Source organism: Neobacillus niacini, assembly GCF_031457145.1.
Lineage (GTDB): Bacteria > Bacillota > Bacilli > Bacillales > Cytobacillaceae > Neobacillus > Neobacillus niacini_J.
The window spans coordinates 209,001-234,016 of sequence record NZ_JAVDVZ010000003.1 but is presented as its reverse complement, the minus strand read 5'-3'; the positions used below and the strand labels follow the sequence as shown (position 1 = coordinate 234,016).

Annotated in this window: 26 protein-coding genes; 8 read left to right on the top strand and 18 right to left on the bottom strand. The window is 39.3% G+C overall.

The features are described 5' to 3' along the window. Positions 1-33: 33 nt before the first annotated feature. From J2Y03_RS10115 to J2Y03_RS10090, 6 genes are all read right to left on the bottom strand, one after another. A complete protein-coding gene (locus tag J2Y03_RS10115) occupies positions 34-501 on the bottom strand; it encodes an SRPBCC family protein (protein ID WP_132095944.1) in 468 nt (155 codons plus the stop codon). A 51-nt stretch (positions 502-552) separates the two neighbouring features. Next, positions 553-1,275, bottom strand: coding sequence for a GDSL-type esterase/lipase family protein (locus J2Y03_RS10110; RefSeq protein ID WP_310193509.1), 723 nt, complete (start codon positions 1,273-1,275; stop codon positions 553-555). 82 nt (positions 1,276-1,357) lie between these two features. Continuing rightward, positions 1,358-1,720 carry a DUF488 domain-containing protein gene (locus tag J2Y03_RS10105; RefSeq protein WP_310193508.1) on the bottom strand — a complete coding sequence of 121 codons (363 nt, stop codon included), beginning with the start codon at positions 1,718-1,720 and terminating at the stop codon, positions 1,358-1,360. A 101-nt stretch (positions 1,721-1,821) separates the two neighbouring features. After that, on the bottom strand, positions 1,822-2,052 hold the full coding sequence (locus J2Y03_RS10100; protein ID WP_310193995.1) for an excisionase family DNA-binding protein: 231 nt from the start codon (positions 2,050-2,052) through the stop codon (positions 1,822-1,824). Between the two features lie 5 nt (positions 2,053-2,057). Continuing rightward, positions 2,058-3,086, bottom strand: a complete 1,029-nt coding sequence (locus J2Y03_RS10095; RefSeq protein WP_310193507.1) for a DmpA family aminopeptidase — start codon at positions 3,084-3,086, stop codon at positions 2,058-2,060. Next, the gene (locus J2Y03_RS10090; protein ID WP_310193506.1) at positions 3,083-4,018 is read right to left on the bottom strand and encodes a dipeptidase; all 936 of its coding nucleotides are present in this window, start codon (positions 4,016-4,018) and stop codon (positions 3,083-3,085) included. Before J2Y03_RS10090 ends, J2Y03_RS10095 begins: the two co-directional genes overlap by 4 nt. 192 nt (positions 4,019-4,210) lie before the next feature. Between J2Y03_RS10090 and J2Y03_RS10085 the strand changes: the two genes are divergently transcribed. After that, complete coding sequence (locus J2Y03_RS10085) at positions 4,211-4,360, top strand: hypothetical protein (protein ID WP_310193504.1); 150 nt, start codon at positions 4,211-4,213, stop codon at positions 4,358-4,360. 121 nt (positions 4,361-4,481) lie between these two features. Further along, complete coding sequence (locus J2Y03_RS10080; RefSeq protein WP_310193503.1) at positions 4,482-5,117, top strand: FMN-dependent NADH-azoreductase; 636 nt, start codon at positions 4,482-4,484, stop codon at positions 5,115-5,117. A 151-nt stretch (positions 5,118-5,268) separates the two neighbouring features. Here the strand turns inward: J2Y03_RS10080 and J2Y03_RS10075 are convergent, their stop codons facing one another. The 6 genes from J2Y03_RS10075 to uraD all read right to left on the bottom strand — a co-directional run bounded on the left by J2Y03_RS10075 (position 5,269) and on the right by uraD (position 11,326). After that, positions 5,269-6,513: an ArgE/DapE family deacylase gene (locus J2Y03_RS10075; protein ID WP_310193502.1), complete on the bottom strand. Its 1,245-nt coding sequence runs from the start codon at positions 6,511-6,513 to the stop codon at positions 5,269-5,271. Between the two features lie 11 nt (positions 6,514-6,524). Continuing rightward, positions 6,525-7,751: a M20 family metallo-hydrolase gene (locus J2Y03_RS10070; RefSeq protein WP_310193501.1), complete on the bottom strand. Its 1,227-nt coding sequence runs from the start codon at positions 7,749-7,751 to the stop codon at positions 6,525-6,527. Further along, positions 7,732-9,129 (bottom strand): allantoinase AllB, encoded by a 1,398-nt coding sequence (allB, locus tag J2Y03_RS10065; RefSeq protein ID WP_310193500.1) that lies wholly within the window; start codon positions 9,127-9,129, stop codon positions 7,732-7,734. Before allB ends, J2Y03_RS10070 begins: the two co-directional genes overlap by 20 nt. 8 nt (positions 9,130-9,137) lie before the next feature. Then, positions 9,138-9,497, bottom strand: coding sequence for a hydroxyisourate hydrolase (gene uraH, locus J2Y03_RS10060; protein WP_310193499.1), 360 nt, complete (start codon positions 9,495-9,497; stop codon positions 9,138-9,140). Continuing rightward, positions 9,494-10,447, bottom strand: a complete 954-nt coding sequence (gene pucL / locus J2Y03_RS10055) for a factor-independent urate hydroxylase (protein ID WP_310193498.1) — start codon at positions 10,445-10,447, stop codon at positions 9,494-9,496. Before pucL ends, uraH begins: the two co-directional genes overlap by 4 nt. 294 nt (positions 10,448-10,741) lie before the next feature. Further along, entirely contained in the window at positions 10,742-11,326 is a 585-nt protein-coding gene (uraD, locus tag J2Y03_RS10050; protein ID WP_310193497.1) for a 2-oxo-4-hydroxy-4-carboxy-5-ureidoimidazoline decarboxylase, read from the bottom strand. Between the two features lie 303 nt (positions 11,327-11,629). Between uraD and J2Y03_RS10045 the strand changes: the two genes are divergently transcribed. The 6 genes from J2Y03_RS10045 to J2Y03_RS10020 all read left to right on the top strand — a co-directional run bounded on the left by J2Y03_RS10045 (position 11,630) and on the right by J2Y03_RS10020 (position 19,064). Continuing rightward, positions 11,630-12,100, top strand: coding sequence for a nucleoside deaminase (locus tag J2Y03_RS10045; RefSeq protein ID WP_310193496.1), 471 nt, complete (start codon positions 11,630-11,632; stop codon positions 12,098-12,100). Between the two features lie 24 nt (positions 12,101-12,124). After that, the gene (gene ade, locus J2Y03_RS10040) at positions 12,125-13,864 is read left to right on the top strand and encodes an adenine deaminase (protein ID WP_310193495.1); all 1,740 of its coding nucleotides are present in this window, start codon (positions 12,125-12,127) and stop codon (positions 13,862-13,864) included. A gap of 271 nt (positions 13,865-14,135) precedes the next feature. After that, positions 14,136-14,525: an SET domain-containing protein gene (locus J2Y03_RS10035; RefSeq protein ID WP_310193494.1), complete on the top strand. Its 390-nt coding sequence runs from the start codon at positions 14,136-14,138 to the stop codon at positions 14,523-14,525. 168 nt (positions 14,526-14,693) lie between these two features. Beyond that, a complete protein-coding gene (locus tag J2Y03_RS10030; RefSeq protein ID WP_310193493.1) occupies positions 14,694-14,921 on the top strand; it encodes a hypothetical protein in 228 nt (75 codons plus the stop codon). A gap of 92 nt (positions 14,922-15,013) precedes the next feature. Beyond that, a complete protein-coding gene (gene adhE, locus J2Y03_RS10025; RefSeq protein ID WP_310193490.1) occupies positions 15,014-17,617 on the top strand; it encodes a bifunctional acetaldehyde-CoA/alcohol dehydrogenase in 2,604 nt (867 codons plus the stop codon). Between the two features lie 98 nt (positions 17,618-17,715). Further along, a protein-coding gene (locus tag J2Y03_RS10020; protein ID WP_310193489.1) for an IS3 family transposase occupies positions 17,716-19,064 on the top strand; the annotation gives its coding sequence in 2 pieces (ribosomal slippage) (positions 17,716-18,160 and positions 18,160-19,064; 1,350 coding nt in all). A gap of 97 nt (positions 19,065-19,161) precedes the next feature. Here the strand turns inward: J2Y03_RS10020 and J2Y03_RS10015 are convergent. Genes J2Y03_RS10015 through J2Y03_RS09990 form a run of 6 tightly spaced genes read right to left on the bottom strand, consistent with a single transcriptional unit; the run spans position 19,162 to position 24,708 of the window. Beyond that, positions 19,162-20,244, bottom strand: coding sequence for a 4Fe-4S dicluster domain-containing protein (locus J2Y03_RS10015; RefSeq protein WP_310193488.1), 1,083 nt, complete (start codon positions 20,242-20,244; stop codon positions 19,162-19,164). A gap of 25 nt (positions 20,245-20,269) precedes the next feature. After that, complete coding sequence (locus J2Y03_RS10010; protein ID WP_310193487.1) at positions 20,270-21,076, bottom strand: dimethyl sulfoxide reductase anchor subunit family protein; 807 nt, start codon at positions 21,074-21,076, stop codon at positions 20,270-20,272. A gap of 2 nt (positions 21,077-21,078) precedes the next feature. Continuing rightward, positions 21,079-21,642, bottom strand: a complete 564-nt coding sequence (locus J2Y03_RS10005) for a 4Fe-4S dicluster domain-containing protein (RefSeq protein ID WP_310193486.1) — start codon at positions 21,640-21,642, stop codon at positions 21,079-21,081. Between the two features lie 16 nt (positions 21,643-21,658). Next, positions 21,659-23,854, bottom strand: coding sequence for a molybdopterin-dependent oxidoreductase (locus J2Y03_RS10000; RefSeq protein WP_310193485.1), 2,196 nt, complete (start codon positions 23,852-23,854; stop codon positions 21,659-21,661). Next, positions 23,844-24,479: a TorD/DmsD family molecular chaperone gene (locus J2Y03_RS09995; protein ID WP_310193483.1), complete on the bottom strand. Its 636-nt coding sequence runs from the start codon at positions 24,477-24,479 to the stop codon at positions 23,844-23,846. The genes J2Y03_RS10000 and J2Y03_RS09995 overlap by 11 nt, the downstream gene beginning before the upstream one ends. 1 nt (position 24,480) lies before the next feature. Then, positions 24,481-24,708 (bottom strand): hypothetical protein, encoded by a 228-nt coding sequence (locus J2Y03_RS09990; RefSeq protein ID WP_310193482.1) that lies wholly within the window; start codon positions 24,706-24,708, stop codon positions 24,481-24,483. Between the last annotated feature and the right edge of the window lie 308 nt (positions 24,709-25,016).

Sequence of the window (25,016 nt, the reverse complement as noted above, 5' to 3'; positions counted from 1 at the left end):
TCTTATCGTAGTACCCTGAAATAAACTAAACTTTTATTTTTGAACAATCGCATCCGGAGCTTTGTCGAATACAAGATTCAAAATGACGTTATGCTCAAGGAGCGCCTTTAATCCGCAGAGTACCATTGTATATCCTCCCATTGAATCAATAGCTTGAGCTGTCATTTCATCCCCACTTCCTGAAAAACCAGTGTTCGTAATGGACACAAACGTTTGATTATCTTTTCGGGAAGTAAAGTTCCACTCAACTTTGGTGCCGTCGGACCATTCAATCCGAATAAGGCGGTTTTGGTCTATCTCCTTAACAGATAATTCATCCCCCACACCGTACATCTCCCAATCCCATCTGATTTTCTTTCCCTCTTCTAATCTCCCGCTGCTTTTGGTAAACCAAAATTTTGTCGTTATTGATGGGTCGATAAATGCTTCGAATACTTCTTCCACCGGTCTGCGGATTAGCATTTCTGCTTTAACAACCGGTATTTGATTAAGAGTTGCCATATTCATTCTCCTTTTTTTTATGAGACCTCACTATGATTTCTATTTATCTAATTATTTAGTACTGCTTTCTTTTAATACTTTTTCATATAAACGATCGGCAATCAGTTGATAACCGGCAGGATTGGGATGTAAGGAATCACTAAAATACATTTCTTTTGGTTTGTTTTGAAATAGGTCTAGAGTGGGAACAAAGGTAGTCTGACTAAATTCACCAGTTACTTTGACAATCTCCACATTCCACTCCTCAATTATCTTTTGAACTTCTGGGTGATTTTTATATTCTACATAAGGTTGATATAAACCTAATACAAAAATTGGAGCAGCTGAATTTTCTTTTCTCACGTTTTCTAGAATTTTATAGAGATTTGTTGTGAAGCTTACTTTTCCTCTATTTATTTTATTACGATTAAGCGGAGAAAATTGATAATCTGCGCTCTTTCTAAAATCATTCGTTCCTACATAAAGAATAATATAATCTGCTTTTTTTAATTGTTTATTTATTTTTTTATCTAGTTGCTGTTCTAAAATTTTTTCGGTTGTATACCTCGGAACAGCAAAGTTACTCACCTGGATAGGAGTATTCATTACCTTTTCCAAATTAACTTTAACTCCTTCAATATATCCCTTTTTTGCTGGGTCCCCGGTTCCATGTGTGATGGAATCACCAAGTGCTACTAAATTAATCACCTCTGTCCTAGCCGAGGAACCTTGGATACTAGTATAAGTTCCAAACAGAATGAAAATAATGCAGAATAAAAAGAAATAATTTTTCATAAAAAACCCCTACTGGTTACTTAATTGGAGTTTTCCCAGTGACTCCCTCACTCATGTACCGTTTGTCAATACGTACTAGTCTTTATTTTATTCTGCTGAGTTCTTCTAGTAAGACGATTGCGTGATTATAAACGGGATCCTTTGCCCCATAAAGGAGTGTGACCCGCCCCTTGGTTGTCATAGTATTAATTTCGTCAATAATCTTTTGCTTTTGTTCATCTGTACGCAATTCTTCTATGTATTTAGTTCGAAACTCCTCAAATAACTCAGGCTTATGACAAAACCACTTACGAAGCTCAGGACTAGGAGCGATTTCCTTTTGCCAAGCCGTCAACTTTGCTGCATCCTTCGAAATTCCCCGTGGCCAGAGACGATCAACCAAAATCCGATAACCATCCAACTCATCATACGGTTCATAAATCCTTTTCAGGAACAGATTACTCATTTGTTGCCCTCCATTTTTTTTGAACGTGTCCATTCCACGTGGACACTGTCCACGGGCGGTGAACACCTTTTAGGTCACCTTGGTGACAGGCACCATATCATTTAGTCTTCGTCCTTTATATCGAGATCCTCGGGGACGGGTTCGTTTAGGATTTCTTCGATTAGGTGTTTGTATTTTTCGATTTGTTTTAGGTGGGTGTTGAATTGTTCTTTGTTGATGATCCAGGTTTCGCCGTCATGGATGGCACGGATTTTCTTTTGTTTGATTAGGGCTTCGATGCGTGACTCTGACATTGATAAATAATCTGCTGTTTCTTTAATGGTTAGATACATATTTTTCATTCCCCGTCCGTAAAGGTGATAGTATTTACTACTCTTCCCGCTCTTCCTTTTGTTGTCTTTGCCTGAGAAAGTGAGTTTAAAATGGCTTCCTCAGCTGCTTCTGCCGCCCCGGTAAATAACTGATTCATCAGAGGATGATCTTCACGCAACTGGATTCTCTGTTCCGTAGTTTCTTCAGAAAAATGTTCGATTTTATGTGCTGTTGAAAAGGCGATGACGATATCACCACTGCCATGGCTAAAATGGCTCCCTGTTCTCCCTAGTCCGATTCCGCAGCGTTTTGATACACGTAAAAGCTGCCGGTCACTTAACAGGGCATCTGTTGCGAGCACTATGATAATCGAGCCGTCTGCAGTTTCTTGCAGCCCCTCCACATTCGAATACCGAAACCTTTGATGTTCTTCCTTTTTTCCAAAGTTCGTAAGGACCAGGCAGCCAATCGTATAATCACCGATGGTACGCGAAGAGGTACCAATCCCGCCTTTGTAACCAAAGCAAATCATTCCTTTTCCGGCGCCAACAGCACCTTCCTCAACCTGGCGAACTGAAGCTTTTTTAATCGCTTCAATTGCATGCTCCGGCTTTACAGGGAATTTCCTAATCGAATTCAAATAACTATCATTACATTCCCCAACTACAACATTAATCGTACCGGTTGTATCACCAATTTCAGGATTTTCTTCAAGCATGTATTCTAAGGTACCTTGAGCGACAGCCGGTACAGCAAAAGTATTCGTCAACATAATAGGTGATTCAATCTGCCCTAATTCATTCACTTGAACAAGACCAGTTGTTTTCCCAAAGCCGTTAATAACGTAGCTTGCAGCCGTTACTTTTTGTTTAAATACATTCCCTTTATGAGGTAATATCGCGGTCACTCCCGTACAGGCATAATCGATTCCTGCTTCATCAAGTGGATAATCCAGTGTGACATGCCCTACCATTACTCCCAATACATCGGTAATGCAATTTTTTGCTCCTGTCGGCAGCTTCCCTACTGTTAAACCAGTTTCTCTGACTTTCATCGTAACACTCCTGGTCGATGGTCGAGGAAGTTTTGATAGGCAAATCCTCTCACTTCATCTTCTTTAAAGTGCTGTAATAATTCATTGATTAGATTTTGAGTTTTCGATGCGTCCTCTAAATTTTTGACAAAGGTAGATATACCATCAAAATCTGAACCTAATCCAATATGCCTTACTCCACCTAATGAACAAAAGTGATAAATGTGTTTCACAAGATCGTTGATGGTGACTTCTCCGGATTCCTTTATAAAAGGGGGATTATAGATCACATGAATCATTGCGTTTCTATTAAACATCGCCATCGCCTGTTCATCTGTTACATTACGAAGATGATTACAGAGAGTACGTGAATTAGAATGGCTGGCTATAGGAAACTTGGCTAATTCGATTACCTCCCAGATTCCATTGTCACTTAAATGAGAAATGTCCGTAAGGATCTGGTGCTCGTTATTAAACTTTACAATCTCTTTTCCAAAAATCGTCAACCCGCCACCGCGCGGTTCACCAGCCCCATCCGCAGCTAAATTGGCATTATTCCAGGTTAACCCAACAGAACGAACCCCCAACTGATAAAGGATATGAAGCTTCATTAAATCATTGCCAATGGCATCGACGCCCTCAAGTGTTAACATGGCACCAATTTGGCCGATAGTAATTCGTTCAAAATCTGACCATTCTTTAATATGAATGATATCTGGATTCTTCCCGAGGACTTCCTTGTAAAAATAATCTATTTGCTCAAGCGCCACCTGAAACTTCTGGTCTGATGGGATGTCTGGATCAATAAAGATCGCAAAACACTGCACCTTGACTTGCCCTTTATGTAAACGAGCTTTGTTTGTCTGCAATTCTTTCGCATCAGAAAAACGCAGCGTGCCTTGCCCCTCATAAAGCTTTAATAATGCGTCACAATGCAGGTCAATTAATTTCATTATCGGATACTCCTTTTTTAAAAATTTTATCATAAATACAATAAAAAGGTTAAATGCGGCTGCCCTCACTCCATTCATAGGCAGTATATACCAAGAAAACAACTCTTTAGAATATTAAAAATTACCTATGAATAGGTACAAATAAATAGTAAAATTGTGTATACAATATAATATATGGAGGTGAATTTACCTATGACAAACAACCCAATTCATTATGATGGCAGTATTCAAAACAATGAATCTTCCACCAGCAGCGCAGCAGTAAACGAGCCATTTACATTAACAGACGAAATGCGTGTAAACATTAGTGGTAACCCCTACATGAGTGGAAATAATAACTAAAAGAAAAAGGAATTTGTAACCATGCAAATTCCTTTTTTTGTTCCCTTACTTTATCCGAATATAATTAAAGTGTATGTCACAAACTAAACTGCACGCTTTTTAAGAAAGGATAGGGATGTAAATGACAAAAGTATTATACATAACAGCTCATCCTCATGATGATACACAGTCGTATAGTATGGCAGTTGGGAAAGCTTTTTTTGATTCTTACAAAGAAGTGAATCCAAATCATGAGATTATTAATATGGATCTTTATAAAGAAGATATTCCTCAACTGGATGTAGATGTCTTTAGCGGTTGGGGAAAACTTCGTTCAGGTTCGGACTTCGAACAACTTTCCAACGAAGAAAAAGCAAAGGTTGGAAGGCTTTCCGAGCTTTGTGAGCAATTTATTTCTGCAGATAAATATATTTTTGTAACACCATTATGGAATTTTTCCTTTCCGCCTGTCATGAAAGCTTATATAGATGCAGTATCGGTTGCAGGAAAAACCTTCAAATACACAGAAAAAGGCCCAATTGGTCTTTTAACGGATAAGAAGGCTTTACATATTCAAGCCCGCGGCGGTATCTATTCTGAAGGACCTGCTGCAGTAATGGAGATGGGTCACCGCTACCTTGATATTGTAATGAAATTCTATGGAGTCCCATCTTTTGAAGGATTATTTGTAGAGGGTCACAATGCAATGCCTGACAAAGCCCAAGAAATTAAGGAAAACGCCATTGCTAGGGCGAAAGATTTAGCCCATACTTTTTAATAATGAGCCAACAAAATCGTTGGCTCATTTTATGCTTTACGTGCCAGGTTTTTAATTTACGTGCCGATCTCCTTGTTTATGTGCCAAGTTTTTTGTTTACGTGCCGAATTTCTGATTTACGTGTCAAACTGTTTTCCCACCACAACTCAATTTATCCCCCTCCCGCTAATAAATCATAAAGTGTACAAGCGATGATTTTGGTAGCAGCCTGTAAATCAGAAAGACGAATGTTTTCATCCGCGCGGTGTCCGTTTGCCTCTTCTAATACTTTGGGTCCGACTCCAAACATAATCGTTGGAATTCCTGCGGCAAAGAAGTGACGTGCATCGGTATATAGCGGTACTCCGTGGATTGGTAACTGACCCTCATCCTTCAAAATTGATTGCCAGTTAGCAGCTAATGCTTGAATAAGCGGTGTTTTTTCTGGTACAGGTCCAAAGCTTTTTGCATGAAGAATTTTCCTTATTTCAACTTTCAACCCAGGATTGTCAGCAACTGCTTGCTGAACAATTTCTCTGAATTCTGCTTCTGCTGCAACAAAGTCCTCTTCAGGAATCAATCGTCTGTCTACTCTAATGGTGCATTCATCTGGAACCACATTGGTGTTTATTCCACCTGAAATGAGCCCTATATTCAATGTCGGAAAGTCAATGCCTGGTATCGATGATTTTTTTTCTGCGAGTATTTTACGATAATCATATAGGACCTGCAAGATTTTAGTAGTCGCTTCAATGGCATCAATTCCTGTATGCGGTAATGCCGCATGTGCTGACTTTCCAGTTGTCTTGATTTCAAAATGTAAACAGCCATTATGAGCGTTAACAGCTGAATAGGTGAATCCCGCCACAATTGCTTGATTGGGCTTGATATAGCCTTGGTCAATTAGCCATCGCGGACCTATTTCTCCCCCTGTTTCTTCATCAAATGTAAATGCCAGGTCCACACTTCCAGAAAGCTTAGCTCTGACCTGTTTTAATGCAAGTACCGCGTAGGTATAAGCAGCAATATCTGACTTTGATACCGCCACTCCTCGCCCATACATTTTTCCATCAACAATTTCTCCTCCGTATGGGTCGACACTCCATCCTAACCCAGGAGGAACAACATCTCCGTGTGCATTTAACACAATATTTTCCCCTTCACCAAAGACTGTAGGAGCAAGTACGTTAGCCATACTAATCATCCCATTTGCCTTTACACCTTCTTCGTCTACTTCGAGGAGGGATACATTTTCAAATCCAAGCTCGGAAAGCTGCTTCTCTAAAACTCTAGCTATCGGTAAACAATCACCAGCTGGATTATCAGATGGAGTTTGCACTAACTTTTTTAAAAAAGCAACTAGGTCTTGCTCATGATTCTGTATCCATTGCACAATCTTTGCTTTATCCTCATTCATAAAATCACTCCTCAGCGGTTGTATGCTAATTGATGTAAAAGTTGTATGAGAACCTCCATACCTTTTTCTAAGTCCTGTGTTGAAGTATACTCGAGTGGAGAATGGCTAATACCTCCCTTACTGGGAACGAATAGGATGGTTGTAGGGCAAATTCGTGCAAACAGTTGGGCGTCATGCCCCGCACCACTATTCATCCAATGAGAAGGAATATTGCTGTGAGTGCAGATACTTTGTATGATTTCATTAAGTTTACGATCCATCTGGGCCGGCTGAACTTCATGCCACATCTCAACCTTTATATCCAAATCATGTTTTTTAGCATAGGTTTCAAACATTACGGTGAATTCTTGACAAAAAGAGCGTAAAACCGATTCGTTTGGATATCTCGCGTCTACCGTAAACTGAACTTGATTAGGAATTACATTAGGGACATTGGGCTCGACAAAAAGCTGTCCAACACTTGTCACAAGATCTTCATCGTATTCCTTCACACTTTCATACAAGCCATGAATCATATTTATCGCCCCATGAAGGGCGTCTCGTCTCCATTTCATTGAGGTCGTACCAACATGGTTCGATTCGCCAATCACTGTAATTCGAAACCGTTTTTGACCAACAATGGCTTTGACTATGCCAATTGACTTTTCTACTTTTTCAAGAGTAGGTCCTTGTTCGATATGTAGTTCAATGAAGGTTTGAATATCATTTCGGACCCTTAACTCAGAAATTCCAAATCCTGCTGCCATCATCGCGGTCTCAAAACTAATTCCATCTGAATCCTTGATAGTACTTATATCTCTTAATGAATAAACACCTGTCATCATACCAGAACCCCAGCACGCTAACGGAAAACGGCTTCCTTCCTCCTCGCAAAAAGAAACGACTTCTAGGTTAATCTTTGGCTGTCCATACTGCTTTTTTAGAAAATCTAATGCCAGAATTCCGGCAATAATTCCATAAGCTCCATCGTATTTGCCGCCGGACTTAACCGTGTCTACATGTGATCCAATTAAGATAGTCTGGGCATTCGAGTAAGGTGAAGGCAATCTCCCAAATAAGTTTCCAATAGAATCATAATTTGTTAGCAGCCCAGTTTCCTCCATCCATCCCTTTAATGCTTGCTGGGCTTCCTTCCAAGTCTGGGTATAAAGAGTCCGAGTCACACCGGCATCTGGCTCTCCTCCAAATGAGGCTAACCACTCTATTGCCTCTCCTAAGTTAGTGGGGAATTGGCCCATAAGCTCCCTCCCTTGGCTGGATGTATTCACCATACTTTTCCTTAGCTACTCCTGTTTGGTCGTCATAAATTACTTTCCCACGTAAAATTGTTTTCTTTATTTTTAATAGAAATTTTCTATTCTCATAGGGGGAATATTTATTTTTAAAAGCAAATGACTGTTGATCTGAAACTGTGGTTTCATCCAATGAAATGAGGACTAAGTCTGCATCTAACCCTTGTTGAATCTTCCCTTTTTTACCCGATATGCCAAAACGCTCGGCTACATTTGCAGTGCCTAAAGGAAGTATTTGTTTAAGAGGAATCTTCCTTTTAAGTGCCTCATCTAATAAGGCAAGCCATGTAAATTGAACCCCTTGAATTCCACCCCATGCCTCCCAAATCGAACCGGTAGTTTTCATAGAATAAAGACAGGGTGAATGATCGGAACCAAACGTATCAATCCAGCCTTTTGCAATACAATCCCATAATCCTTCCACCTCTTCCCGAGGACGAAGCGGGGGAGCGCATTTGAGGACAGCACCCGTTTTAAGGAAATCTTCTTCATCAAAAATTAAATAATGAGGGCAGGTTTCTACTGTAACGTTTATCCCACTTTTTTTAGCCTGTTGAATCTTTTCAACTACTTTTGGTGAACTGATATGGACGAAGTGGATAGCCGTACCATATTTTGCGGCTAATTCTAGTGCAAAGCTGACTGCCTGCTCTTCTGCTGATATTGGCCGGCTATGCAGAAATGCCTGTCGCCCATTTATACCCTTTTGATTTTTATAAAAAGCGGTAAGACTATGAATCTCCTCTTGCCATTCTGCATGAAGAGCTAGGATTTTATTTTGTTTTGCTACAATTTTCATAGCCAGTTTCAATTGGTCGGGAGAGACAAATGGAAAATCATCTATGCCGCTATCTGACATAAACGCCTTCCAGGCAATAATCCCCTCACGCATATGTGCGAGTTCTGCACTATTTTTAACGTTAAAACCCGTCATTCCACCCCACAATGCATAATCAATATAAGACTTAGAAGTAAGGTAATCTCTTTTATTGTTCAAATTTTTCACGGTTGTAACCGAAGGGGAACAGTTGAGTGGCATATCAAAAATAGTTGTCGTCCCGCCAATAGCTGCTGCACGACTGCCTGTCTCGATTCCTTCCCAATCCGTACGGCCGGGATCATTAAAATGAACATGGGCATCAATAAATCCAGGAACAACTAAGCAGCCGCTAGCATCAATGCTATTGACTCCGTTATCCAACAGTGGTTCAGCTTCATTTTCATAGAGGGCATCGATTACCCCATCTTTAATTTCTATCGTTGCAAACCGAAATTCTTTGTCTGTAAAAACATATCCGTTTTTCACCCAAAGTTCTGTTTTCATTTTCCCTCCTAACTCCCTCGGTAGGTACTGTACCCTCCTGGCGAGATCAAAAGCGGCACATGATAGTGGGAGGCCGGTTCAGAAATACCAAATCGGACGGGGACACAATCCAAGAACGATGGATTTTCAGCTGAAGCTCCGCGATTACGGAAATAGTCTCCTACATAAAAATGAAGTTCATAGATTCCCTTTTTCAAAGCCTTTCCCTCTAAAAGAGGTTTGTTTAATCTGCCGTCCTCATTTGTATAGGAGGCATCGATGGTTTCTCTCTTTCTATTTAGACCCACACTAACCAATTCCACTAACACACCGCAGGCTGGCTTTCCGATGCTTATGTCAAGGACATGTGTAGTTAGCTTTCCTGTCATTTATTTGATTCTCCGTCAGATTTGAGATCATCACGCGTCATTGAAAAACATTGAAATCCATAGGGGGGACGAGGTTCAGTAAATACTTTCCCTTCTTGCGAGGCAGGAATTTCATCTAAGATGGTTTCCCATGTTCGGTTATTCGACTCAAAAACAACCTCCAGTAGCTGTGGAAAGCGTTCTAGGATTCTCGTTCCAATTCGGTAAATAAGGTTTTGGATGGATGGAGATTTTTGTTCATGAAAGACGGTGCAAGCAATATCTCTAACCTGTTCTGCAGCCACATACCCATCTGGTGTATTGCCTCTTGCGTCCTCAAGATTGTTATAACGCCAATCAATATTTAGAAAAATAAACAGCGGACGATCAAAGGATTCCGGCAAAGTGGTATATTCATCCTTCACATAGCCGAAAAACGAACTGCCTTTTACCTTTATAAGCTTGAGACCCTTTAAACTGCTTACGTGATTAGTAGTCGCAATTTCATCCTTTTCACGTTTCACTTCAATCGAAGCACCCGCCTGTTCATTTAATGAGTAGCGGAATACCAGTGGGCTTGGTTCAAAGCTGCCATTTGTCGGGACAGGAAGCTCTTCAAAGGGAATCTGTTCACCTGAAATATTGATGGTCGTCATATGTGAATAGGTTTCAAGAAGGCGGTGTGAGACGAATTCAAGGAAACCCTCCTGTGTGGCCCCCTGATAATCTCCGGCATGTTTGAGGATAAAATTTTTCATCGAATCGGTGGCGACCACTAATGTGTTATCCCCTTCTTTAAAAGAGGAAAAAAATGCATCCCCCTCAACAGCCACCTTCACATTCATGCCAAACAGAATGTTTCTGCGTCCTGTAAAGGTCGATTCGGGAATGAAACGAATTCCTGTTAACGGCTTTGCGTACGTTCGATAAACCCAAACATCCGCTTTTCCGTAGCTCATCGTTCTTTTCATATTGGTAGCCTCCTTTTGTTTTTAAAAGGCTCAGATTATTTTCTTGTAGGTTAATTAAGATTAGCTGCATTGACCGTAAACTCACTTTTTTCTTCTCTTGGGTAACTCCAGACCATCCTGCATTGACCGTAAACTCACTTTTTTCTTCTCTTGGGTAACTCCAGACATCCTGCATTGACCGTAAACTCATTTTTTTCTTCTCTTGGGTAACTCCAGACATCCTGCATTGACCGTAAATTCATTTTTTTCTACGTTTCGGTCACTCTGTCCCTCTGCATTGACCGTAAGTTACAATTATTTAAAAATATCATTCAATCGAAAGCCGGCGATTTTATAGACTTCCTGCAAGGCGATGCGATATTCTTCCTCGTAAGCATTGTGAACTCTTTGCTTCATTGCCAATAAAATACTTTCCTTGTTTTGCCCCTTTACCGCCATAATAAAAGGAAAATTGAATTTGGTTACATAGCGTTTATTAAGGGAAACACACTCTGCAAATTCCTCCTTTGTAAGCTTATCAAGCCCCACACCAGCCTGCTCCTTCTGAGAAAGCTCGGACATTTGCAATCTTGTTCCTAAATCAGGGTGTGCACGAAGCAGTGCCAACTGCTTAGATTCCTCGGCATTTTGAACAATATTAATCATCTTTTGTAAGAGGTCCTCTTGTGATGTAAACGGCATACTCTCCCAGGCTAGCGAAGCCACCCACGGGGAGTGCTCAAACACCCAGCCAAATTTTCGAACAAATTCCTCCCTGTTTATTTCATTCACATCCTCAATCATGAATTTTGCCACTCCTTTCCATTCTTTTTGCCATATCACCAACTTTCTAAAGGTTACTGTCGTTCTGTTTAAAACTATATATATTCTAGATCCCATAAAAATAACTACCTGTTCTTTCTCTATTTTTATGAATCTGCCTAAATGGCTCGGTTATTGTTAGCTATCGGTGACATAGCAAACTGCTCCTCTTATTTTTCACTATAATATCGAAATGACGAAATAGTATCTACATAATCATCATATAATCTAACAAGTTTTTTTATAAAATGTCTGTTAGCAAAGCTGACAATAAGAGCGTAATTTTATGCTCGATATAGAATAATGTTGCTTAAAGCAAATCATCTTTTCATATGTACATTGCCAGGAATGACATAAAATTATGAAGTAAGGGGAGATTATATGTCAGATTATCAATTTATGAAAAAAGCTATCGATGAAGCGCTCGATAATGTCCTCACCAACCACGGGGGGCCGTTTGGAGCCATCGTGGTGAAAGACGGAAAAATAATTGGTGTCGGACGCAATGAAGTCACTGCCACGAATGATCCTACAGCACATGCAGAGGTGCAAGCCATTCGTGCTGCCTGTAGCTACTTAAATGATTTTCAGCTAACAGGTTGTGAAATTTATACGAGCTGCGAACCGTGTCCAATGTGCATCGGAGCCATTTATTGGGCGAGACCAAAGGCTGTTTATTATGCCTGCACCAAACTGGATGCAGCAAAAATAGGGTTTGATGATCAATTCATCTATGACCAGCTCGAACTTCCGATGCAATCCAGAAAGATACCAATGAAACAAATTTCCCCTGCGGATGCGAATCTCCCTTTTCGAACATGGGAAAGTTCAAAGAACAAAGTTGATTATTAATCTAATACTAGAGGGTGTTGAGAAATGGAGAGAAATCAATTAACCCGAAGAATCTCTGTGGCTTCAGGAAAAGAACCTGCGGATACCGTTGTAAAAAACGGCAGGATTATTGATGTTTTTAATGGTGAAATAATCGAAGGTGATATCGCCATCGTGGATGGTTACTTTGCTGGTATCGGAAAATATGAAGGAAAAAACATTGTGGATGCAAAGGGCCGTTATGTTGTTCCTGCCTTTATCGATGGTCATGTTCATATCGAATCCTCTTTAGTCACACCTAGCGAATTCGCAAAAGTTCTTTTGCCCCATGGTGTAACGACCGTTATTGCGGATCCCCACGAAATTGCCAATGTCTTAGGTGCTGCTGGCATTCAATATATGCTTGATTCATCTGAAAACCTTCCTTTTGATATTTATATTATGCTTCCTTCTTGTGTACCAGCTACGAGCTTTGAAAACTCAGGTGCCCATTTAAAGGCCGAACATTTATCACCTTTTTATCAGCATTCAAGAGTACTTGGTTTAGCGGAAGTTATGAATTACCCAGCTGTCCTAAACGCTGATGTTGATATGCTGGAAAAAATAATGGACGCGAAGAAATTTGGAAAAAAAGTAGATGGACATGCGGCGGGTCTTAGTGGAAGTGATTTGAATGTTTACATGGCCGCAGGCATCCGTACGGACCATGAGAGTACTACGGCAGAAGAAGCAAAGGAACGCCTTAAGAGTGGAATGTTTCTAATGATTCGTGAAGGCACTGTTGCTAAAGATTTGCAGAAATTAATACCGGCCATAAATCATCACAATGCCCGAAGGTGCTTATTTGTTACCGATGACAAACATTTAGATGATCTTGTTCTTGAAGGCAGTATTGATCACAATGTGCGACTGGCAATTACCGAAGGAATATCTCCAATCACCGCTATTCAAATGGCCACCATCAATGCAGCGGAATGTTTTGGGCTTGAAGATAAGGGTGCAATTGCAGCTGGATATAAAGCTGATTTTTCCTTGCTCGAAGACCTTGATGCTGTAAAAATATCAGAGGTTTACAAGGAAGGAATGGCTGTAGTTAGAGATGGAAAGCTCATTTCAGATTACGGTCACAACCAAAAGGTCAACACGGATGGTTTAAGACAATCAGTCAATTTTGATGATATTATTATCAGTAATTTGGACATACCGCTAGCCTCGAACAAGGGAAATATCATTGAAATCATTCCCAACAGTCTTGTTACACTGCATATCGTGGAAGAAGTGGATGTTTGCGGGCAAGGGTTATTCCAACCATCAACAAGTGCTGACCAGTTAAAGCTCGCCGTAATCGAACGACATCACATGACGAAACAAATTGGGTTAGGAATTGTTAAAGGTTTAGGATTGAAATCAGGCGCAATTGCAACAACCATTGCCCATGATTCACATAATCTAATAATCGCTGGCACTAACAATGATGATATGGTTATGGCTGCAAATACAATTAAAGACATGCAGGGCGGAATGGCTGTCGTTAAACAAGGGCAAATCCTTGCTTCCTTGGAACTGCCAATTGCAGGTCTAATCTCTGACCGACCCTATCAAGAGGTATATTCAAGTCTCAAAGAACTTCATCTCGCTCTCGAAAAGCTTGGCGCTAACAATGAATTTAATCCATTTTTAACACTTTCGTTTTTAGCTCTTCCGGTCATATCAGAACTAAAACTTACAGACAAAGGCCTATTTAAGGTATCAAAATTCGAGCATATTGACATCAGTGCCGATTAAATTCTGCTCTTTTTCGACATACTATCGTGTGAGGGATTCGAAAAACGGTTGCTTTCAATGCAATTACCTGTCAAACTAAGAGGATATTGGCTGTTTTCTTAAAGCTGGTTATTAAAATCTTAAAGCCAATTTTAACGTAGAAATAGTTATTTTGCGCTTTAGAATTTAGTTTGCAGCTCTTTTCTTATTAAATTTTGTTACAAAAAGCAATAAAGTTTCGCAAAAAGAGCCCTGATATTGATTTCAAAGAAAGTAAATGTAGGTGACAAACATGATAGAAATAAAATCTTCAAAGCTCAGTGACGGAGAGTTCAATAGAGGCGTTTTCGCTACACGTGATATAAAAAAAGGCGAACTTATCCACGAGGCACCTGTAATTGCCTACCCCAATGCGGAGCATGAACATATTGAAAAAACATTGCTTGCCGATTATGCGTTTGAATATGGCATAAACCATACATGCCTTCTCTTAGGTTATGGAATGTTATTTAACCATTCCTATCAGCCAAATGCCACCTATGAAATAAATTTTCAAAACCATACCTTTGATTTTTTTGCTTACAAAGATATTCAAGCTGGTGAAGAGATTCTAATAAACTATAATGGCGATGAAGAGGACCAAGAGCTGCTTTGGTTCGATAAAGAAAAGCAAGATAACTAACAGCCCATCAGTTGGGCTGTTTTTTTTGCCTCCTGTCCCTCCGTTTAGGAAAAAAGGACCATTTTTGGTATATTCGTTAATATTTCAAAGTTTGTTCAATATTTCACAAAACTTTAATAAAAATCGGTGTTATTATTAATTTATAAAGAGCACGAGGAGTGATTTGACATGATGGTATGCGAATGGAAATCCTTTTCAACAGATTCTGAAACTTATACAAAAGAAACTTTTGAAGAAACTGTTGGTGATGAATTTGAGGCAGTGATGTTTAAAGATAATGAAAACATTCCATGTTATATTTGGACAGTAAATTTTGTCATCATTGTAAAAAAATATTCTAAAGTACTTAATGACATCTCCTTTGAAAAGATACCACGAAATCCAGTTTGTGAGTAACAATGTAAGATCCTATCAATTGGTTTGTTATTATTTTTTTATATATGATTGTGAAATGTTTCACAAAGTTTTAAGCAATAGGAGGAATTAAAATGTCAGTGACAGAAAAAATGAGCAAGGACATACAAAGTGTAACTACAATGGTTGATACCTTGGTGGAGAATGGTCTAAAAGCGTTAGATGAATTCCGCAGCTTTGACCAAGAAATGATTGATACTATTGTGAAGCAAATGGCCTTAGCTGGTCTTGATCAGCATATGCTGCTTGCAAAGCTTGCTGTTGAGGAAACCAAACGAGGCGTTTATGAAGATAAAATCATTAAAAATATGTTTGCGACTGAATATGTCTATCATAATATCAAGTATGATAAAACCGTCGGCATCATCAACGAAAACGAACACGAAGGAATCATTGAAATTGCCGAACCGGTTGGTGTGATCGCAGGTGTTACACCTGTAACCAATCCAACATCCACAACGATGTTTAAAGCACTAATTTCCATAAAAACGAGAAATCCAATAATCTTTGCCTTCCATCCATCCGCACAGAAATGCAGCAGCGAGGCGGCAAGAATCCTTAGGGATGCAGCTATAATCGCAGGTGCTCCAGAGAATTGCATACAATGGATTGAAACACCATCTATTGAGGCTACACAAGCACTAATGAATCACTCAAAGATATCTATGATTCTTGCAACTGGCGGTGCAGGAATGGTTAAATCCGCATATAGCTCTGGTAAACCAGCCCTCGGTGTTGGGCCCGGAAATGTTCCATGCTATATGGAAAAGTCGGCCAATATCCATCAAGCAGTAAATGACTTAATTTTATCAAAGACTTTTGACAATGGAATGATTTGTGCCTCTGAACAGGCAGTTATTATTGATCAAGAGATTTACTCAGCTGTCAAAAATGAAATGATTTCGAATAATTGTTATTTTTTAAATGAAGTAGAAAAAGAAAAAGTTGAAAAATTAGTTATTAATGAAACTTCATGTGCTGTTAATCCGAAGATTGTTGGAATGGCTGCAAGCAAAATTGCCGCTTTGGCAGGAGTAAATGTTCCTGAAAATACAAAAATTCTTATTGCTGAATTAAATGGCGTCGGACCAGGGTACCCGCTTTCAAGAGAAAAATTAAGCCCTGTCCTAGCTTGTTACAAGGTCAGCAATCTTGAAGAAGGCTTAAAAAGAGCAGAAGAAATGCTAGAGTTTGGCGGTTTAGGACATTCTGCAGTCATCCATTCTCAAGACCAAAAAGTAATTAAGCAGTATGGCTACCGGATGAAAGCTGGAAGAATCATAGTCAATGCCCCGTCGTCACAAGGTGCCATCGGTGATATTTACAATGCTTATATGCCTTCACTAACACTTGGCTGTGGTTCTTATGGAGGAAATTCTGTTTCAACAAACGTTGGTGCGATTCACTTAATCAATATTAAAAAAGTAGCCCAAAGGAATGTTAATATGCAATGGTTTAAAGTTCCGTCGAAAATCTATTTCGAGAAAAATTCAACTCAGTATTTAGCTAAAATGCCGAATATCTCTAAAGCATTCATTGTAACGGACCCTGGAATGGTGAAACTAGGCTATGTTGATAAAGTACTATATTATTTAAGGAAACGTCCTGATTATGTACATTGTGAAATTTTTTCAGAAGTAGAACCGGATCCATCCATTGAAACAGTAATGAAGGGTACCGAAATGATGGCTAAATTCCAGCCAGATGTAATCATTGCCCTAGGCGGCGGTTCAGCGATGGATGCTGCCAAAGGCATGTGGTTGTTCTATGAAAACCCAGAATCTGAGTTCTTTGGTTTAAAACAAAAATTTCTTGATATCCGAAAACGAATTGTAAAATATCCTAAGTTAGGAGAAAAAGCTCAATTTGTAGCGATTCCCACAACATCAGGAACAGGGTCAGAAGTAACGTCATTTTCGGTTATTACCGATAAAGAAACAAATTTGAAATATCCGCTCGCCGATTATGAATTAACACCAGACGTAGCGATTATCGATCCACAGTTTGTTATGACTGTTCCAAAACATATTACGGCAGATACGGGAATGGACGTATTGACTCATGCCATTGAGGCTTATGTGTCATGTATGGCTAATGATTTTACAGATGGACTTGCGATAAAAGCAATCCAGCTTGTATTTGAATATCTACCAAGAGCCTATCGAAATGGCAGTGACGAATTGGCACGTGAAAAAGTGCATAATGCTTCAACTATTGCTGGTATGGCCTTTGCGAATGCATTCCTTGGAATCAACCATAGCCTTGCTCATAAACTTGGTTCAGAATTCCATATTGCTCACGGACGTGCAAATACAATATTAATGCCACATGTAATTCGCTATAACGCAGCCAAACCAAATAAGTTTACAGCATTCCCGAAATATTCACACTTTGTTGCAGATAAGCGTTATGCGGAAATTGCAAGAACACTTGGACTGCCTGCGAGTACAACAGAAGAAGGAGTTGAAAGCCTTGTTCAAGCGATCATCCGCCTTGCAAAAGAGCTTGACATTCCAATGAGTATAGAAGCAAATAATGTTGATGCTCACACTTTTGATAGCAAGGTTGACTACCTCGCAGATAAAGCATTTGAAGACCAATGTACCACTGCTAACCCTAAGCTCCCTTTAGTAACCGAATTAGCTGAAATTTACCGTAAGGCATATAAGGGAGTTTAAAAGAGTTTTATGAAATCAACAAAAAAGATAACAGCCCAGATTTGAACTGCACCAAAATTGTTAGACACAAAACTAACAATGGAGGTGCAGTTTTTTATATGGCTAAATTTACATTTGAGGACAAGTTATGGGCAGTAAAAGAGTATGAAAAAGGAACCCTGTCACATCGTGATATTGCTAATAAGCTAGGCACTGTTCATAAAACAATTCAAAAGTGGATAAATCTTTATAGGGAACATGGAGAGGATTCCTTAAGAAAAAGTTATACAAAATACTCTGCTGCGTTTAAAATGGAGGTACTCAAATATATGGACGACAATTGGGCATCTCTTAATGATACAGCGGCGAAATTTAAAATTCCCGATCCCTCAACCATCAGTGCTTGGAGGAGAGCTGTTGATACAGAAGGAGCGGAAGCCCTCTTACCAAAAAAGAAGGGGCGACCTCCCATGACAAAAGAAAGAAAGAAGAACGATTTGACCAACGAAACAAATGAATCCCTTATCCAAGAAGTCGAACGTTTACGAATGGAGAACGCATATCTAAAAAAGTTGAATGCCTTAGTTCAGGAACAGAAAAAATTACAACAAAAATCAAAGCGCAAGTAATTTTTGAACTAAGGAATGACTATAAAGTCGCTGAGCTGATCAAGATTGCGGGGATTAAAAGAAGTACGTATTATTATTGGACAAAACACATGGACCGCCCTGATAAATACGCTGAGGTTAAAGAGGCAATACAAGAGATATATCACCAACATAAAGGTCGTTATGGACATCGTAACATTAAAAAGGAGCTTGATAAGAAAGGTTTGATTCTTGACCCCAAGACTGTTCTTAAGCTAATGAACCAGATGGGGATCAAGTGCCAAGTTCGTATGAAGAAATATAAGTCCTATCGTGGAAATGTAGGGAAAGTTGCCCCTAACGTGCTAAATCGGGACTTTCAAGCTGATAAGCCTAACCAGAAGTGGGTAACGGATGTAACAGAATTCAACCTTTTTGGACAGAAACTCTACCTATCACCTATTCTTGATTTATTCAATAGTGAGATTATCTCCTATACAGTTAAGTTCCGACCCTCTTTTGATTTAGTGGGCGACATGCTTGAACAAGCTTTAGAGGTATTAAAACCAGAGGATAAGTTAATCCTCCACACCGATCAAGGATGGCATTACCAGATGGCAAAGTACCAAAAAACTCTGGAAGACAGGAATATTACACAAAGCATGTCCCGGAAGGGAAACTGTCTCGATAATGCAGTTATTGAAAACTTCTTTGGCATTCTAAAGACAGAACTCCTCTACCTTCAGGATTTTGAAAATATAGAGCACTTTATACAGGAGTTACATGATTATATTTACTATTACAACAATATCCGCATGAAGAGTAAGTTAAAGGACCTGAGCCCAATAGAATACCGGTCTCAGATCCAACAGGTTGCTTAATATAGATATGTCTAACTTTTTTGGTTCACTTCAATTCGGGCTGTTATTTTTTTATGCCTTATGAAAGGTTTTCCAGATTTGAAGGGGGTACTGCCCGTCAACAGTGTGATATAAGTCTTTGCTCCTGTTTGAGCAGAGTACTGTTTTGTACTTGATGTAATTGGATGCTTTTCGAATAGCAGATGTCTTCACATAATGAACAATCTAAACATTTTGCAGGTTGGAGTGTAATGGATTGACTGTTATTTTCTGTTTGCATTTTCAATGCATCTGTTGGACACAAAATCGTACAAGCACCGCAAAAATTGCAATCAGCCGTAATAGTTGGAAGCCTGATATCCTTTTGTTTTTGTAAGGTTTCATTTTCCTTCAATTGAGCCAAAAGAAAAGCTCGTTTATTCATATAAGGAAGAGCAGATTCATTGGTCATCTTCTCATATAGATGATGGGACACTTCCTCCAACTCTCTTTTAACTTTTGAAAGTGTATTCTCCTGCCTTCTTTCTTGGTAGGATAAAACTTCAGAATTTCCTAATAGTTCTTTAACTGCTAACTTATTCGTTGCTTTGATTTCATTAAAAAAGCTAGATATGAAGGCCCGTCGATCTTTATCAAACGGTTTCTGTTTTGCTGAATGAGTGATATTGGAGGTAATATTCATAGAAGAGCCTGCCATCGTTTCTCCTGCATGAAGCTCCTCTTTCCAAACTCTTTCCCCTGTTATTATTTCACAGTCGGAACAACCTGTATCAGAATGATAGATGGTAAGATTTTGACACTTACTCATAACGGTAACCCATGCTTCTCTTGGAATCATTCCTAAACACGGCACCGTTAAAGATGTCACATCCCTATCCGAAACAGGCATTTTTTCACAATGCAAGTACACTTTTTCATTTTGCTCACATTGATGAACAAGTTCTGAAATGACCTGTTTGAGAGGGGGGCGATTCAAAGCAAGAGCATTGGTTGGACATACGGTTGAACAAAGCCCGCATTCCAAACAATTATCATCTATTTCAATCTGTTTTTTCGAAAAAGAAATGCTTTTTGTTGGGCAATTTTTGACGCAGCTTTGACAGGTGCTTTTAGGCGAAATCATATGGGTACATAGATTTGGCTCAATCTTCAGCGTCATCACTTTTTGATCTATGACATTTACCCAGTTGAACAAATTCATCTTATTCCCCCCTCTGAACATTTACCTATAAATGGATGGCTGTTTCGTAAAATAGAAGTCTGCCTAAAAATTCACTGACGAGTAAAACGGCAAATGCTACAGAATAGATTTTTACATTTTGCCATTTGCTATTTTTATAGGATAAAAATAATAACGTAAAGGCTGCTGCAAACGTCACAAGCCTAATCCAAAAGAATATATGGTTGAACGTTAATCTGGCTGTTTCAACCGCTTCTGGCAGACCAGCGAGCAATGATGAAAAGTAACCTGCCATTACAACCGCTGTGACAGCAAGGGTTAAAACCGAAAGACCAGAAATATTAACGTTTACTTCTCCTCTGATCGCTAAAATGGCAGCCACGAATAGCGGCCCTAATAAAACCGACGTTAGAAAGAAAGCGAAAAGAGTACTTACACCATCCCAAGCAGGAATGGCCGGGATCATGTAGATTTTGGCGGATGAAAAGATCGCGATAACTCCAATAATAGAAGTGATCCAACCGATGGTGCTGCGCTTTGCGCGATCTTCCTTATACCAAAACCATGTATAGAATAAAATCAATCCGACAAATGCTCCATAAAATGTCACCTCTCGACTTAACCATGAGACTCCAAAATTTAAAATCGCGCGGTACGCGAAAAATGGCTGACCTAAATGGAGCATTGAAACGAGAAGCGAAACACCGCCAAGAATAAGAAAAGAATTCGATATCAGTAATCCTGTTTTTCGCGATATACCAGCTTTTTTTCGATCGATCCACCATAGTGTCACAAATCCGCCTAAAATAAGCTGAGACAAAATGGTAAAGATCACAAGTGGAAGATCATGCATTATTATGCCCTCCTAAACTGTTTGCCTGGTTTTGGCAAAATAAATTGAGTAGTTGGATGTGTAATGGCCGGATCGGCAAATGTCGGCACTATTGACACTCCACGAGAAGGCTGAACTTCATTATAATCAACAATTTCAATGGCCTCCATTGGACACTTCGATACACAGATAGGTGATTCCCCTACATCGAGCAGATCATAACACATACTGCATTTGTCCATTTTTTTCTTAACAGGATTGTATTGTGGAACACCATATGGACATGCCTTGCCGCACATTTGACATCCGATACAAAGGTCTTGATTATGAACAACAATTCCATCTTCATCCCGTTTTGTATAAGCTCCAACTGGACATGCCTTTTTACAGGCAGGCTCATCACAGTGATTACACGCAGTGGATACAAAAGCCCGGACGGGAGAACCCACAAGATCCTCCGGCAGCTCCCGCACCGTTCTCCTTCTCATAGATGGTTCAAGCTGATAGAAGCTTTTACAAGAAATTTCACAAGCATGACAGCCGATACAACGTTCAATATTTACTAAAAAGCCTAGTTTTTTCGCCATTGTTTCTCCCTCCTCTTTATGCCTTTTCTATTTTGACAAAATTATCATGGAAGGCGATTCCGAGCTGGCCTTTTTTATAGTTACCCATATCGGAAGGCAATGCCTTTACATTAAAGTTTTCGGTATAATTCACATCTTTCCACCAGCCCTCATACATCACAACCGTATCTGTGGTTTTTGTTAATTTGGCTGGCAGCGTCAAATACCCTGCTTCATTTTTGATGTTAACCATATCATTTTCACGTATGGAATATTTCTTTGCTAAGTCCGGATGCATTTCGACAAACGGATGCTCTTGGATGGCACCTAACCAATCGATATGTTGAAATTGACTATGAATGCCTAATTTCCAGTGTGGTGAAATACAGCGTATCGGATATTCTTTTGGTGCTTTATACTCCTCAACAAATACTGGAAGTGGATGATGACCATATTCAACTGCCTTTTCTGAGTAAAATTCATATTTACCAGATGGAGTTCGGAAGTTTAGGTCCTCCCAGGCAACGGTTACCTTGTCGTTTGCCTTAACTGTTCCACCTTTTTTTCGTAATTCATCCCAGCTTTTAACGCCGAACATTTCCCTAATGTCATCGTTAAATTCTTTTTCAACCCATTCGACAAGATTACCTGAAACAGGGAATGTACATGAACCTGATTCTAACTCATTCAATTTCTTTGAAAGGCCCATGGCAATCTCTAAATCACTCTTCGTTTCATATAGCGGTTTAATCGCCTGCTCATTCACATTCATCCAGTAATGCCAGTAACTCACGTTGATTCCCACCGTCTCAAATGGTGTTGTGACAGGTAAGACAATATCCGAATATTCCACTGTTTGATTCATATATAGATCTGCTGTAACAATCAAATCCATCTTATCAAATGCCTTCTTGACTACATTTGGCTCGGGGTCTTGAGCAATTGGATTACGACAGGCAATCCACATCATCTTAATCGGAGGATCGTTTGTCTCAAGGACTTGCGCACCAAAGTTATTCATATTGACATAACGATCAGCTTCGCCTACAGTTCCTTGAGGTGCTCCAAAGCTCATCGTATGGTAATTAAATCCCCATGTCTCTCCGCCAATATAATTAACGCCGCCGCCTTTTTTACCGATATTGCCTGTAATGGCAGCAAGAGCATCGATCGCGCGAACCATAGATCCTCCGTTTGTATGACGCTGCATCCCAAAACCAATCCATATATTAGCAGGTTTCGAAGTCGCATATTCACGTGCAATCCGTTCAATCAACGACTTTGGTACACCTGTTTTTTCAGATGCCCATTCAACCGTAATATTCTTTTTTACATAAGACATAAATTCATGAAACCCAATGGAATTGTTATTTACCCATTCCTCATCATATAAGTGTTGATCCATAATATAACGAATCATTCCAAGGGCTAAGGCACCATCTGTACTTGGTTTAATTTGAATATACTCATCTGCCTTTGAAGCGGTTTGTGTAATCAATGGATCAATGACAACGAGCTTAGTCCCTTTCTCTTTTGCCTGCTCAATAAAGTACATTGAGTGGGCAGATGTCCACGCTGGATTCGCTCCCCAAAGAATAATATACTCAGCATCCATAAATTGCTCTGGATCATTGTTATAAGCCGTCCCCATATCAAAGGCTTGGGCATCCGAACCAGCTGGATCACAAGGTGTTCCTTGAGCACGTGTGGTGTACCCAATACTCGAAAGCATTCCTTCTGTTGCATAGTTTAATATATTGAAGTTACCAGAATACTTATTTAAGCAGATTGGCAGCGTGTTTCCATACTCTTTTTTGATGGCAAGTATTTTCTTGGCAATGATCGTATAGGCTTCATCCCAACTAATTCTTTCCCAATTTCCAGTTCCGCGCCCTTTTTGCCTCATAGGGTATTTAATTCGGTCTGGAGAATAGACGATTCGTGGATACGTATTTCCCTTTACACAAAGTCTCCCTTTTGTGTAATGGTTTTTTTCGTTTCCAGTAACAAACGTAATTCTTCCGTCTTCTACCGTTGTGACAATCGAACATGTATCATAACAATTTCTAGGACAGGCATTGTAAAATTGTTGTTTCTTACTATTGGACTCAGCTGATACTGTCGGAACAAGGCCTTTCACAGTTTTACTTCCGATTGCCCCTAGTCCTAAAAGTGTACTTAATGCTGCAGAACCCTTTAAAAAAGTTCGGCGAGAAACATTTTCAGATAACATCTTCATTCCCACCTTCCATGATTTTGCATTCAAGTTGTAAAAATTCTTTTAATAAAACGGCCATCGCGTGAGTAATCGGATTTTGACTATTTTGCACGATTCGTCCACAATGCTCGAATACCCATTGCATAAGATGTTTCTCTAAAAACATCTTGTAGATTTGAAGATTATCTTGAGTAGTTGGATTACTTAATACATGTAGAATGAATTCCAATTCAAATTGGATGTGATCATCTGGAATCTGCCCTTCATTCGCTACTTGAAGTCCAACATAATGGTAAAAATTCCGTACATTCAACGTTTCCTGTTGCAAAACGTTTCCTTCATAGTTCCGATAACTCGATTCAAATGGTGACGCTAATAACTTATTAGGACCCACAAATAAACGATTGTAATCATGCTCAAGAGTTTGAATGGTGTTCTCTTTTACTTCTTCTAACATCTGTAAACTTTGAGCCACTTCGTCTATTAAACTAGTATTTTGATATTCTTTTATAATACTGACTAACTGTCCCCATTGTGCTGTGGTCAGTTGAAGTAGATCCCCTCGATAGTAATGACAAAACAACTGATAATATAACAATCGTTCATCTTGTTTCATTACCGTTTCTTGTATGATAGTCATATTATTCAACCTCGTTTGTTAACTGGATTTCCTTTTGAAGCTTCTCGAATTCTATCTTTTCTTCTTCCGTTAATTTCATCTCTTTCTTTACGGTAGGATTTGGATTACCCACATATTCTTCATTTGGAACCATTTGAATTTTTTCTTTTATGCTTTCTTCTTGCTGCTCACAGCCTAACAGGGAAACGACAATCATAAAATTTATTAATAAGTAAAGAAAAGTTTTCATATCTCTTTAACTCCCTTCTGTTTTTATAAATAAAGAACACCTTGTGAAATAATGAGCAATCGTAAAGGTCTAAACAAACTTTAAGCTCTAATTGTGTAGAAAAATGCTTTCAGGGCTTCCATACAAACATTGTTCATAATTTCACAATGCATATGGTACATACAATGCATATAGTACATACTCCAATAAAATGAGTATATATTAAAAGTCTTGTATTCATAGGACGATATAATGACAAAAGGGTGAAGATATTATGAAATATTTATGATTTTAATTTATATAGAAAATGTTTAGGCTGTGGTTCTTGG